Genomic DNA, 12644 nt, shown 5'->3' with positions numbered 1-12644 from the left:
CATCGCTTATCGAAAACTGTTTATTATGAAATCAATAAATCAAAAAAACCGACCCCTTGGGGCCGGTTCTATTTTTACCTACAGGGGTTACCTGCTAAACATGGCGATAAGGCCAGGCTTAGAAGTGGTAACGTGCGCCTGTCAGGTAGTATACGTCGTCGCCGTCAGCATTCTCGACGCTGGAATCCAGACCATCAAGATTCACACTGATAGACTGCTGGTCAGCTTGGTTCAACTCGACAAATACGTCGAAGTTGCTGGAAACTTTGTAGTAAGAGCCCAGAGACCAAGCAGTACGGCTGTCGTCTTCGCCATCATTTTCTACATTGTAGACGTCGGCAGCGAATGCCCAAGGACCAGTGGTGTAAGTACCACCTAGGCCAACAGTATCGTAACCGCCGCCCAGAGTATCGCTGTGCTCACGGCCTTCGTAGCCTAAACGAACTGAGAACTGATCGTTGACGGCGTAAGAACCGATCAGACCGCCCATCATCTCACCGTTACCGCCGCCGCGTACTACGTCGTCAACAAAACCCAGACCTACAGTGATCGGACCTTGCTCGTACTGAACGCCACCCTGAGCAGCAACAACGTTGCCTTCATCACGAACCGGCTCAAGTTCGCCACGTTCGCTGTAGTGCTTCAGCTGCAGGAATGCAGTCCAGCCTTCTAGGTTAGGCGTGTAGTAACCGATTGAGTCGCCACGAGACTGTTTCGGGTGACCTGAGAACTCTAGACCACGATCGATGTAGACATCGAACGGCAGAGAAACAAACTGGTTGTAGAAGCTGTCGAAGTTACCAGCTTGGAACGTACCGTACTGCTTACTTTGAACGCCCAGGTAGCTCTGACGAACTTCGTTGAAACCAGTCTTACCGTTACCTGAAGGTCCGGTGCGCTCGTCACCGGAGAAGCGCCACTCTAAACGACCGAAAGCGGTCAGGTCAGAGTTGACTTCATGGCTCATGCGCAGGCCAAGACGAGAATAGACGTCAACGAACTCTTCGCTGTTGTCGATCAGTTCGTCATTTGAGTTGTACTCGGGGCCGCCACCAGCGATACCCATGGCGATACGGCCATAGACGTCAAGCTTGGTGCCGTCTTGGTCGTAGACGGTAGCTGCTTGAGCGGCAGCAGAGGCACCGAGGGCGCCGATAATAGCAGTCGCTAAAAGTGTCTTTTTCATGATGTAGGTTCCTTAACTAACTTACTGTTTCGATCGTTTCTGCAAACTTATTATTAAGTTTACAGTTGGCTTGCGGGCCATGCTCTTTGTGCCATCCTCCGGTTTTTCCCGGTGGTATGCGGCATGTCCTCAGCTAAGCCTTGTTATAGTCCAATGCTCGCAGGTCAAACTCTATACCGGGATTCAAGTGAACGCAATAGAAAAAAACAGTGTTTTTTTACGATTTGCGTTTTTTTAAGGAACCCATGGGCAACTGACGGGTCTCAGCGGCCGGTAAATTTTTGCTGAAGCCCCCTTAGTTTATCTTCCAAGCTAAGCGGTTTCGCTGTTTCTGTTTTTTTAGTCGCTTCTTCTCTATCGACCTGCACAGGTGGCTTCACAGGTGTAGGGGCAGCTTTTTTGGGTGATTTTAAAGCGGCTTGTTTGGGTGCCTGTTGCGGCTTTCTATTTTCTGAAGACTGCGTTTGCTTTGGTGCATCACTATCCTGCTTATCTTTTCGCCGCTCACTAGCGTGTCGCGCCGCTTCTTTATCGACGTTGCCTGCTGGCTTTCCATCTAAGTCGATTCGCTCAGCGCCTTCTCGCATGGATTTCACATAGCGAGGTAAATTCACATAGTTAGCTAGCGCTCTGCGAATCAACTTCCCTGACCAGGGTTCCTGCTGAGCTAGGTCTTGGTGAATGCCCACCTTTAAGGGTTTCGTATGACCTGTGAAAAACGCTTGCGGGTAGCGTTTGTACCATTGGTTCAAAAGTGCTTGAGGAGAAGGCGGCTGCGGTGTTGTTTGAGTGTCAGGCACGCCTGATGAAGGCTTTGCATCATCTGCAGACGTTTCAGCAACAGATGGCTCAGGCTGAACTGGATTTTGTATCGGCGGCGAAGACGGCTGGGGATTTTGTGCTTGGTCAGCCAACTGCCGTTTGAGCATTTCATTCTCTTCACGCAACGCGTTCAGTTCGGCCTTGGTCTGCTCAAGGTGCGTTTCTAATGTCTCTAACAGAGCCAATACTGTTGCGGCCATAACCCCTCCTCCTTTGCGCTGATCAGTCGGCGATCCGCTCATAAACTACAAAGTCGTACTGGGGCTGCCCTTCTGCCGGCTTGCCCGCCACACGCTGAACTTCCTGCCACTCTTCCATAGAGAATTCGGGGAAAACGGCATCGCCATCAACATCTATATCCACTTCAGTGATGTAAAGGCGTTGAGCATGGGGAAGCGCTTGTCGATAAATCTCGCCTCCTCCCATCACCATAATTTCTTCGGCGGCCTCAATCGTGGCCTGTTGATCAGCCAATGCCAATGCTGCGGGTAGCTCATGACATATCCGCACGCCTTCGGCGGTAAAGCCTGCATCACGAGTTACCACAATATTGAGACGATTAGGTAGCGGCTTACCTATGGATGCAAAGGTTTTGCGCCCCATGACAAGGGGCTTAGCCTGCGTCATACGCTTGAAGAATTTTAAATCTTCCGGCAGGTACCAAGGCAACTTACCGTTTACACCGATCACTCGATTTTTGGCCATCGCCACAATCATCGCTATTGGTACCAAAGGGTCATACACATGTTGCTGCTGACTCATACGGCTACCTCCGCTTTGATGTGGGGGTGCGATTCATAATCTTCGATGTGGATGTCGTCAAAAGTGAAATCAAACAAATTAGTTACCCGGGAGTTAAGCACCAGACGTGGCGGCGCTTTAGGCGTGCGGCTTAACTGCTCCTGAGCCTGCTCTAGGTGATTGCTGTAAAGATGAGCATCACCCAGCGTATGGACAAACTCGCCGGGTTCCAGGCCGGTTACCTGGGCCACCATACTGAGCAACAACGCATAACTTGCAATATTGAACGGCACACCCAAAAAGATATCGGCACTACGTTGGTAAAGCTGACATGAGAGACGCCCATTGGCCACATAAAATTGAAATAAGCAGTGGCAAGGCGGCAGTTTCATTTCATCAACTTGACCTGGATTCCAGGCAGAAACAATCAGTCGCCGCGATTGGGGCGTGGTACGAATTTGCTCTAATACATTAGAAATCTGGTCGACGCTACCACCATTGGGGCTTGGCCAACTGCGCCACTGGTAACCGTAAACAGGCCCAAGGTTACCGTGTTCATCGGCCCAATCGTCCCAAATGCGTACGCCGTTCTCCTTGAGATACCCGATATTGGTATCACCTTTGAGAAACCACAGCAGCTCATGAATGATAGAACGCAAGTGCAGCTTTTTAGTGGTTAGCAGCGGAAAACCACGAGAAAGGTCAAAACGCATTTGATGACCAAACACTGAGCGCGTACCAACGCCAGTGCGGTCATTCCGGTCAACGCCCTGCTCTAGCACGGTGCGCATTAGGTCTAGGTACGGCTGTTCAAGCGCGTCTTTCGGCGTGGGCGTTATTGCAGTCACAGAAATTCCAGATTAAAAATCAATTTGGGCACATAGTCTATACGCGTAAGCATCGGTCGACCAGAAGCATTCTTTTCACTATTTGCCCCTGGCCCAACTCATCACTCCTCACTCAATCACTCCTCACCCTTTAAATCTTGGCATCGATTGGCTGATTACGTGACCAGGCGATAAATACAAGGCCTAGCGCAATCATCGGGAGGGTAAGCAACATGCCCATGGTGAACCAACCAAAAGCGAGATAGCCAATGTGGGCATCCGGCATACGCACAAACTCAACCAAAAAGCGGAAGACACCGTAACCTAATAGGAACAAGCCTGATAAAAAACCCCTGGCGCGTGGCTGGGCAGACACCCACCACAAAATGACAAACAGTACGATACCTTCCAGAAAGGCTTCGTAAAGCGCTGAAGGATGGCGTGGCTCTGGCCCCATACCAGGAAATGGCATGCCCCACGGTAACGACGTTACACGTCCCGGCAGCTCATGGTTGATGAAATTACCAATCCTGCCTGCGCCTAAACCGATAGGTGCCAGCGGGGCAATAAAGTCGGCAAGGGTGATAAATGCCAGTTTCTTGCGACGTGCAAATAACCATGCGGCAAGTAGCACTCCCAATAAGCCACCGTGGAAACTCATGCCGCCATCCCATACGCGGAACACCCATAGCGGGTCAGCCGCCCACTGCCCTAAGCCGTAAAACAGTGCATAACCTAACCGCCCGCCCACCACCACACCAATGGCGCAGTAAAACAGCAAATCACCGATATCGTCTTTTGTAAGCCCAATACGTGGCGCCCGCTTACACCCTAGCCACCATGCCGCAACAAACCCCACCACATACATCAAGCCGTACCAATGAACCTGCAGCGGGCCAAGTGAAATCGCTACAGGGTCAATCGTTGGGTAATTAATCATCGAGAATCTCTAAAGCAAACAGGAAGAAAATAGCAGCGTGGCAGACGTGAATTACGCCAATATGAAGCGCATGCCCACCACGGCCAACAGCGTTGCAAATGAAAACCTCAGCACAGTGGCTGGAAGGATATGCGCCAGACGAACGCCAACCCGTGCAAACGGTACGCTGGTTAGCACAATGCCGATAAAGGCTGGCCACATGACAAAGCCAGTCGCCCATTGGGGGAGAAGCGGATTACCCCACCCCACAACAATGAACGTTATCGCCCCCACCGTGGCTATTGGTAAGCCGCAAGCAGCAGAGGTTCCCACCGCTTGGGTTATGCTCGCCCCACAGCGTGAAAGCCAGGGCACTGTCATAGCCCCTCCGCCGATTCCAAACAGTGCAGAAATGGCACCCACGACGCCGCCAGCAATGGCCATTGCCACACTCCCCGGTGGTGCACTACCGGGCTTTGGCGAAAGTCCAAACACCATTTTGACTGCCAGCAGCAATACAAACACCCCGAATAATGTTCCTAAAACGGTGCCCGAAAGGTTGTCTGCGATAAACACCCCTCCTATCGCCCCCAACATAAGCCCGGGCAGCAGCGCCATGAACCATGGTTTATGAATACTGCCTTTTCGGAAGTGCCCTAAGGCTGACGAAGCCCCCGTAACGACGATGGTGGCAAGGGAGGTACCTACTGCAAGGTGCATGGTGATTTCAGGAGCCACCTCTTGTAAGCCAAACGCAAAGACAAGCGCAGGCACAATGATTAAACCACCCCCTACTCCAAACAAACCCGCCATGGTGCCTGCCACTGCCCCTAGCAACAAATACCCTGCCAAAATACTCAATACTGTCATTTATTTTGCACCTGATTATTCGCACCGGGTACCCATTGAGTAATCATGCTGAGCAGTGTTTCGGGTTTGTAGGGCTTGGCTAGCACGTCATCCATACCAGCAGCGTTATAAGCGCCATGGCCTGCGTTATCAACATTCGCAGTAAGAGCAATCAAGACACTGCGTCGCTGACCACCATTAAGACGCTCAGACGTTCGCCAACGGCGAGCCGTTTCTAATCCATCTAAAGTCGGCATAAAAATATCCATAAACACCAGATCATAAAAGACTGTTTGCTGGCACTCTAAGGCCTCCTCGCCACTGCTGACGCCATCTACTTGAAGCCCCTGGGTTTCTAGCATTTGACGCGCCAGCATTAAATTAACGGGACCATCATCTACCACCAGAATGCGCAGCTTGCGATCAGAAGAAACAGGCAGCGATTGTTCATAAGCATCCGTTTCATTGGCACTTTGCTGGACAAAATTAGTAAGCAACGCGCGTATATCTGCGAGTCGTTCCCGCACGTGGTTAATATGTTGATGACAGGTTTCTGAATTATCTGCTTTCAACATATTACCTAAATAGTCGAATAGACCGTCGGCTTCACCCTGAAGTAACGTGAGGTACCCAGATTTCAAACGTGACTCTTCCCGCGCTCGGTCACGACCAGCGACAAGGTGCTGTAATTGTTTTTGCTGATGATGGAGGTCATCAAGCAAGTTTTGATCGGGCCTGACTAGCTCGCTTGAAGAAACGAGGTGCTGTGCATCCTCTTCCGCGAATATGACATCCGTCAACCGCTTATTGACCATTACTAAACGGGTAAGTGGCAATTCTTCACCCGTTTTATTTACCTGCGTATGAGCCGGCTCCGGTTGCCGATTAGTCAACGTGTTGACTTGGCGTTCTAACTCAGCCAGCTCTTGTATGAAATGGGCGTCTTTTTGCTTTGCACGACTTTTTACTAGCATCAAAAAAACGCTAACGTTCAAACCACTGCCGAGTAGCAACGCAAGGGTCAGCCAGAGGGTAGTACTCCACGTCGCTTGACTAGGAGAAAGCCCCCACACTACCAGCCCTACCAACATGCCAAGCACTACCAAGGCCGCCTGAATGAGTAAAAGAGGCCACAGAGTTGGCCAGACAATCGCATTCCAGAAGTGCTCTCGCTGATTGCGTTGCATAGTGTGCGCTTCCAAAGTGGCTTCTTAAATGTTGCGCCTTAACATGTTGGCAGCCATAGCATGGCTAGGCATGTTTATATTAATGTTAAGCGTATGTCTACGCCTCAATACTGTCATGCCAAGCTGGCTGATTAAATTCCTGTCACTATTCGTGAGCCATCATTATGTGTTTAATCACCTTTTCGTGGGCCCCAGGCTCTTCTATCCCTTTACGCTTGGCAGGTAACCGAGATGAATTCCATCAGCGGCCAACTGCGCCTCTGGCTTACTGGGAAGAGCACCCCACCATGCTGGGAGGACGCGACTTGGAAGCCGGGGGGACGTGGTTGGCCGCCAACGACCAAGGCGTTATCGCAGCGTTGACCAATGTGCGCGACCCCTTATTGGCAACACCTGCCAATGCACCCAGCCGAGGTGAACTTGTTGCTAGTGTCTTACAAAGCGACGATGTAGAAGCATGGCTTAACGCACAAGAAAGCACGACCGCCCAACGCTATGCGGGGTTTAACCTACTGGTTGCCACCCCACAATGCATGTGGCACTTGCACCGCGGCCGCCATGGGGTAGTCCTTTCTAACGTGCCACCAGGGGTACACGGCTTATCAAACGCCACCCTTAATACCCCCTGGCCAAAATTGAACCTGGTTCGCGACGCCTTGTTAAACAGCGCCCACGAACAGTGGCAGTCCGCGACGCAACATGCGCTGCACAGCTCGCATACCGCACCGGATGAGCAGCTACCGGATACGGGGGTAGGGTTAACGCTAGAGCGCCAGCTTTCTTCAGCGTTTATTATTGGTGAACAGTACGGCACCCGAGCAACCACGTGGTTAACGCTCAACCATCAAGGGCAAGTAGAAATAACCGAGCAGCGATTCGGGCCACTCGGTCGTTTTGAAGGAGAAACTATATTGACGACGCCCAGGCACTGAATTGGTACTAGAAACTGATACCGACAACTGGTACTGGCACAAGTAGCACCGCTATTTAATCCCGTGGCGGCATTAAGTGCGAAAGCTGCCAGTCATCCATACGATGATTAAGATGCTCATGTACCAATGCAGGGGTATCCAGCGTCATGATCTCTTTAAGCAGTGTTTGCGCATCTTGCATTGGCACGCGGCGGATAGCAGCCCGCACTCTAGGCAAACTAGGGGCATTCATTGATAGGCTGTTAAATCCCATGGCCATCAATAGCAGTGCACCCGCGGGGTCACCCGCTAATTCGCCGCAAAGCGATATCGGCTTTTCTAAGCGAATGGCATCCTGAGAAAGCTCTTGCAGCGCGCCCAATAGCGCTGGGTGTAGCGCGTCGTACAGGCTAGACACGCGCGGATTGTTGCGATCCACTGCCAGTAAATATTGCGTAAGATCGTTACTGCCCACTGAGAAAAAATCGACCCGCTTCGCCAGTGCATCCATTTGATAAATAGTGGCAGGCACTTCAATCATCACGCCCACTTTAGGCCGTTCGACATCAATACCCTCTTCGCCTAGCTCAAGAATGGCGCGATCCAGCAGACGAATTGCTTCGTCGACCTCTTCCACATTGGTAATCATCGGGAACAGCACGTAGAGATTATTCAAATCGTGCGATGCTTTCAGCATGGCACGCAGTTGCACCATCAATACTTCGGGATGATCGAGGGTTACTCGCATTCCTCGCCAACCCAAAAACGGATTTGCTTCTTCAATAGGAAAATAGGGAAGGTCTTTATCGCCGCCAATATCCAGCGTTCGCATAACGACTGGCAGTGGCGCAAAGCCTTGCAGCTGCTCGCGATACATGCGCATTTGTTCTTTTTCACCAGGGAAGCGCTCGGTAATCATAAACGGCACTTCGGTACGATATAACCCTACACCGCCAATACGACTTTTAAGCAATGCCGATGCATCTACCGCCAACCCCGTGTTAACCATTAGCGGTATAGTATGGCCATCCGGCGTTTCACTGGGCAGGTCTTGCTCGTGCTCTAGCAGCTCGCTCAGCGCTGCTTCTTCAGCAATCAGGCTTTCATAGCGTGTTCTTAGTTCTGCAGCTGGACGTACAAATAGCCGCCCTCGGTGGCCATCAAGCACTACGGGGGCGCCGTTTAAGCGCGGCAAAGGCAGATCTACCATCCCAAGTACCGTAGGGATACCCATGGCACGAGCGACAATAGCAACATGCGACGTACTCGAGCCGCGGACTGACACCAGTCCTTTGAGCTTGTCTCTGGGTACTTCACCCAACATAGCAACGCTAATTTCATCGCCTACCAAAATGGCATTGTCTGGGTAGGTTTCCGGGGTGGAAGGCGTGTCTTCTTGAAGGTGCGACAGCACACGGCGACCAAGATCGCGGATATCGGCCGCCCGTTCACGCAAATAGTCGTCGTCTACGCGCTCAAGGTATTGCACATGGCGGCGGACGACATCGGCCAACGCGCCGGGCGCCCACTGCCCCTCACGAATACGCTTTTCCACTTCTTCAGAGAGCGCCGCTTCGCCAAGCATTTGCTGATAAACGTCAAATAGCGCCAGCTCCTGAGCAGAAATACGGTTAACCAAGCGCTCTGCCGCTGCGCGGATTTCATCACGTGTTTTACCAATGGCCTCTTTTAACCGTGCGACTTCGTAGTCTTGGTCTCTAGGAATAAGATCGGGTACGCTGTTCAGGTCAGCGGGCGGTGTTATCACTACCGCCTCTCCCATTGCCATACCTGGGGAAGCCGCCACACCTTTGAACATGGCCTGCCCACCTGGAAGCGCAGGCCTAGCAAGGTTACCAGTGGCAAGAGCATGGGCCAGCACACCGGCCAACTGAGCAGCCATAGTGACAAGAAATGCTTCGTCTTCGTCGTCATACTGGCGTTTTTCAGCTTGCTGTACGACCAACACGCCCAACATGAGGCGCTGATGAATGATTGGCACTCCCAAGAAGCTTGAGTAGCGCTCCTCACCGGTTGCTTCAAAATAGCGGAAGTGGGAGTGAGACTGGGCATCTTCTAAATTAAGCGGTTCACTGCGTTTTGCCACTAAACCTACCAGACCTTCGCCTAGCGGAAGCACGACGCGACCTACCGCTTGGGTGCGAAGGCCAATCGTTTCCATTAATACAAGTGACTCAAGCTCCTTGTCATATAAATAGAAAGAGCACACGTCAGTCTGCATAGCCTTGCGTATGCGTCGTACCATCGTTGACAGCGCGGCGTCGAGGTTTCGTGCGCCATTCACTTCTTGAATAACGCGTCGCAGCACCTCAAGCATGGACGTTTTACTATTCACTATTATTAGCCTCGCTGAGGGATTTTTCGGCCACCCTTTCACTGTTTGCTGGGAGCTGTCTACTTTGAACCGTTTCATTAGCACGTTTTTCTTAGAACAATTTGCTTAGAACAGCTTGCTTAGCAAATCTTGCTTAGAACAGTTCCCCAGAACAGCTACTCAAATCAGTGGAATGCACGTTATCCATCGTTACCTTGTTGCGCCAAGCGCTGAACGCGAGGAGAAAGCTCCCGCAGCGCACGCCGATATACCTCACGTTTAAACGGCACCACTTGCCCCAGTGGGTACCAGTAACTTACCCAGCGCCAACCATCAAACTCGGGGCTAGGCGTTGCCGTCATACAGATTCGATTTTCATGGCAGCGAATCTTGAGTAAAAACCACTTCTGCTTTTGGCCGATACAAACCGGCCACGAGTGGGTGCGTATCATGCGTCGTGGCAGACGGTAGCGCAGCCATCCCCGGGTACAGGCGACAATATCAACATCGTCGGCGGTTAAGCCGATCTCCTCAAAAAGCTCACGAAAAAGCGCTTGTTGTGGTGTTTCGTTTGCCTTGATGCCTCCCTGGGGAAACTGCCACGCGTTTTGCCCTACACGACGCGCCCAAAGCAGCTGCCCCTGGCTATTGGCAATAATAATGCCAACATTGGGGCGAAAGCCGTCAGCGTCGATCACGGACATCACCTTAATAAATTTTTAGTTGTCCCCATTTTTCCACAAGGGAGACAAGCGTATCAATACAATATAACGCTAAGTGGTTAAACCAAGGTGACTCTGCGATAATCCGGCGCTTCGCGAAACATCGCTAACGAGCAATATTCACAACCAAATTAGCTGCATCAACGACCAAATAACTGTATTTAAGACCAAGTTAATTGTATTTAAGACCAACATAATGATAAGGGGAGCGCCGTGAGTCTGGCTATTTTCGATTTGGATAATACGCTGATATCCATCGACAGCGATCATGCCTGGGGCGAGTTTTTGCTCGAACAGGGAGCCGTTGATCCCATTGCCTACCGCGAGGCCAATGAGCGCTTTATGGCGGACTACAACGCGGGCACGTTAGACATGGCGGCTTTTCTGGAAATGGCGTTGAAGCCATTGGCTGACAACACACCAGAGCAGTTAGCTTCTTGGCATCAGCAGTTTATGGCCAGCAAAATCGAGCCGAATATTTTGCCTAAAGCAGAGGAACTGCTGGCTCGTCATCGCACCAGAGGCGATACGCTGCTAATCATTACCGCAACTAATCACTTTATCACCGCTCCCATCGCCGAGCGTTTGGGCGTGGATGACTTGATTGCCGTTGACCCAGAGCGAGTAGATGGCCGCTATACCGGCCGTGTGGCTGGCATCCCAAGCTACCGTGAAGGAAAGGTGACCCGCTTAAAGCAGTGGCTTGAGGGCCAGGAGTTCACGCTGGATGGCGCATGGTTTTACAGCGATTCTCACAATGACCTCCCCTTGCTTGAACAAGTAGAACACCCGGTTGCCGTCGACCCCGACGAGACTCTGCGCCAAGTGGCCGAAGAGCGGCAGTGGCGGATTATGAGCCTGCGGGATTGACTTCATTTTGTTGCGCTAACCGCCAACTAAAAAACCCCGCAAGCATTAAGCTTCCGGGGTTTCGTATTACTGGGCATTGTTCTTAAAACTGCTCAAAGAACGCTAGCCAGCGTCATTAGCCGAGCAGGTGCTCAACAGCCGCGCGCTCTTCACGCAGTTCTTTCTCGGTAGCCTGCATCTTCTCTTTGCTGAAGGCGTCTAGCTCGAAGCCCTGAACGATTTCATATTTGCCACCTTGGCAACGAACCGGGTAGGAGTAGATGATGCCTTCTTCAATGCCGTAGCTGCCGTCAGACGGAATCGCCATGCTGACGATACCATCGCAACCTAGCGCCCAATCACGCATGTGGTCAATGGCTGAAGACGCTGCAGATGCCGCAGAAGACGCGCCGCGTGCTTTGATGATCGCCGCACCGCGCTGCTGTACCGTTGGAATAAAGTCGTTTTCGTACCAGTCACGCTCAACCAGATCAAAGGCGGCTTTGCCGTCGACCTTGCACTGCGCCAGATCCGGGTACTGGGTAGCACTGTGGTTGCCCCAGATAATCATGCTGTCAACGTCGGTGACGTGCTTGCCGGTTTTCTGAGCCAGCTGCGTCAGCGCACGGTTGTGGTCCAAGCGCGTCATCGCAGTGAACTGACCTGCGTCAAGATCCGGTGCATTGCAAGAAGCAATCAAGGCGTTGGTGTTAGCCGGGTTACCAACAACCAGCACTTTCACATCACGGCTAGCGTGATCGTTCATTGCTTTACCTTGCACAGAGAAGATCGCGGCGTTAGCTTCCAGCAGATCTTTACGCTCCATACCCGGACCACGCGGACGTGCACCTACCAGTAAGGCAAAATCGGCATCTTTAAATGCAACGTTCGGATCATCAGTGGCAACAATTTCTTGTACCAGCGGGAAGGCACAGTCGTTAACTTCCATGACAACGCCATTCAGGGCGTCCATGGCTTGGGGAATTTCGAGAAGCTGGAGAATGACGGGCTGATCCGGCCCCAGCATATCGCCAGCGGCGATGCGGAAAATAAGAGAATAGCTAATCTGGCCGGCACCGCCGGTAATCGCAATACGTACAGGATCTTTCATCATTGCTCCTTGATGGTTCGCCTAGGAAGAGTTCTCGCCTGAAAGTGAGTCGACGGAACTCAAGATGCAAAGATGGTATGCCCAGATGTACAAAAACTCAATCATACATGAGGCTACTACCCGCCCTCACAGCGGCAGGGGACTCGCTGCCAGACACCAGTTGCGCTAAGGTGTGTGGGTCGCTA

Annotated in this window: 12 protein-coding genes; 2 read left to right on the top strand and 10 right to left on the bottom strand. The window is 51.8% G+C overall.

Annotated elements, in window-relative coordinates; genetic code table 11:
* Positions 1-118: 118 nt before the first annotated feature.
* The 7 genes from ELY33_RS14535 to ELY33_RS14505 all read right to left on the bottom strand — a co-directional run bounded on the left by ELY33_RS14535 (position 119) and on the right by ELY33_RS14505 (position 6531).
* On the bottom strand, positions 119-1186 hold the full coding sequence (locus tag ELY33_RS14535) for a porin (protein ID WP_126948630.1): 1068 nt from the start codon (positions 1184-1186) through the stop codon (positions 119-121).
* Positions 1187-1449: 263 nt separating this feature from the next.
* The gene (locus ELY33_RS14530) at positions 1450-2208 is read right to left on the bottom strand and encodes a ProQ/FINO family protein (RefSeq protein ID WP_126948629.1); all 759 of its coding nucleotides are present in this window, start codon (positions 2206-2208) and stop codon (positions 1450-1452) included.
* 22 nt (positions 2209-2230) lie between these two features.
* Complete coding sequence (locus tag ELY33_RS14525; RefSeq protein ID WP_126948628.1) at positions 2231-2770, bottom strand: dihydrofolate reductase; 540 nt, start codon at positions 2768-2770, stop codon at positions 2231-2233.
* Entirely contained in the window at positions 2767-3597 is an 831-nt protein-coding gene (locus ELY33_RS14520) for a thymidylate synthase (RefSeq protein WP_126948627.1), read from the bottom strand. The genes ELY33_RS14525 and ELY33_RS14520 overlap by 4 nt, the downstream gene beginning before the upstream one ends.
* A gap of 130 nt (positions 3598-3727) precedes the next feature.
* On the bottom strand, positions 3728-4516 hold the full coding sequence (lgt, locus tag ELY33_RS14515) for a prolipoprotein diacylglyceryl transferase (RefSeq protein ID WP_126948626.1): 789 nt from the start codon (positions 4514-4516) through the stop codon (positions 3728-3730).
* A gap of 51 nt (positions 4517-4567) precedes the next feature.
* The gene (locus ELY33_RS14510) at positions 4568-5365 is read right to left on the bottom strand and encodes a sulfite exporter TauE/SafE family protein (protein WP_126948625.1); all 798 of its coding nucleotides are present in this window, start codon (positions 5363-5365) and stop codon (positions 4568-4570) included.
* Positions 5362-6531 (bottom strand): response regulator, encoded by a 1170-nt coding sequence (locus tag ELY33_RS14505; protein WP_126948624.1) that lies wholly within the window; start codon positions 6529-6531, stop codon positions 5362-5364. The genes ELY33_RS14510 and ELY33_RS14505 overlap by 4 nt, the downstream gene beginning before the upstream one ends.
* A gap of 164 nt (positions 6532-6695) precedes the next feature.
* On the opposite strand from ELY33_RS14505, the gene ELY33_RS14500 reads away from it, so the two are divergent.
* Positions 6696-7463, top strand: a complete 768-nt coding sequence (locus ELY33_RS14500; protein ID WP_126948623.1) for an NRDE family protein — start codon at positions 6696-6698, stop codon at positions 7461-7463.
* A gap of 55 nt (positions 7464-7518) precedes the next feature.
* Here ELY33_RS14500 and ptsP read toward each other — a convergent pair whose 3' ends face one another.
* Together ptsP and ELY33_RS14490 are read right to left on the bottom strand one after the other, a co-directional pair.
* Positions 7519-9780 carry a phosphoenolpyruvate--protein phosphotransferase gene (ptsP, locus tag ELY33_RS14495; RefSeq protein WP_126948691.1) on the bottom strand — a complete coding sequence of 754 codons (2262 nt, stop codon included), beginning with the start codon at positions 9778-9780 and terminating at the stop codon, positions 7519-7521.
* Positions 9781-9977: 197 nt separating this feature from the next.
* On the bottom strand, positions 9978-10475 hold the full coding sequence (locus ELY33_RS14490) for an RNA pyrophosphohydrolase (RefSeq protein WP_126948622.1): 498 nt from the start codon (positions 10473-10475) through the stop codon (positions 9978-9980).
* 237 nt (positions 10476-10712) lie between these two features.
* Between ELY33_RS14490 and ELY33_RS14485 the strand changes: the two genes are divergently transcribed.
* Positions 10713-11369 (top strand): histidinol-phosphatase, encoded by a 657-nt coding sequence (locus tag ELY33_RS14485; protein WP_126948621.1) that lies wholly within the window; start codon positions 10713-10715, stop codon positions 11367-11369.
* 115 nt (positions 11370-11484) lie between these two features.
* On the opposite strand, the gene ELY33_RS14480 is transcribed toward ELY33_RS14485, so the two are convergent.
* Positions 11485-12459 carry a malate dehydrogenase gene (locus tag ELY33_RS14480; RefSeq protein ID WP_126948620.1) on the bottom strand — a complete coding sequence of 325 codons (975 nt, stop codon included), beginning with the start codon at positions 12457-12459 and terminating at the stop codon, positions 11485-11487.
* Between the last annotated feature and the right edge of the window lie 185 nt (positions 12460-12644).

The sequence above is a fragment of the Vreelandella andesensis genome, from assembly GCF_003989795.1.
GTDB classification, from domain to species: domain Bacteria; phylum Pseudomonadota; class Gammaproteobacteria; order Pseudomonadales; family Halomonadaceae; genus Vreelandella; species Vreelandella andesensis.
Note: the sequence above shows the minus strand (reverse complement) of the source record. Positions and strands in the feature narration are given on the sequence as shown.

Excerpts from the sequence above, each read along its gene's own strand:
- ELY33_RS14510 (WP_126948625.1), bottom strand. The coding sequence starts at position 5,365 with ATGACAGTATTGAGTATTTTGGCAGGGTATTTGTTGCTAGGGGCAGTG.
- ELY33_RS14505 (WP_126948624.1), bottom strand. The coding sequence starts at position 6,531 with ATGCAACGCAATCAGCGAGAGCACTTCTGGAATGCGATTGTCTGGCCA.
- ELY33_RS14530 (WP_126948629.1), bottom strand. The coding sequence starts at position 2,208 with ATGGCCGCAACAGTATTGGCTCTGTTAGAGACATTAGAAACGCACCTT.
- ELY33_RS14535 (WP_126948630.1), bottom strand. The coding sequence starts at position 1,186 with ATGAAAAAGACACTTTTAGCGACTGCTATTATCGGCGCCCTCGGTGCC.
- ELY33_RS14525 (WP_126948628.1), bottom strand. The coding sequence starts at position 2,770 with ATGAGTCAGCAGCAACATGTGTATGACCCTTTGGTACCAATAGCGATG.
- ELY33_RS14500 (WP_126948623.1), top strand. The coding sequence starts at position 6,696 with ATGTGTTTAATCACCTTTTCGTGGGCCCCAGGCTCTTCTATCCCTTTA.
- lgt (WP_126948626.1), bottom strand. The coding sequence starts at position 4,516 with ATGATTAATTACCCAACGATTGACCCTGTAGCGATTTCACTTGGCCCG.
- ELY33_RS14480 (WP_126948620.1), bottom strand. The coding sequence starts at position 12,459 with ATGAAAGATCCTGTACGTATTGCGATTACCGGCGGTGCCGGCCAGATT.
- ptsP (WP_126948691.1), bottom strand. The coding sequence starts at position 9,780 with ATGCTTGAGGTGCTGCGACGCGTTATTCAAGAAGTGAATGGCGCACGA.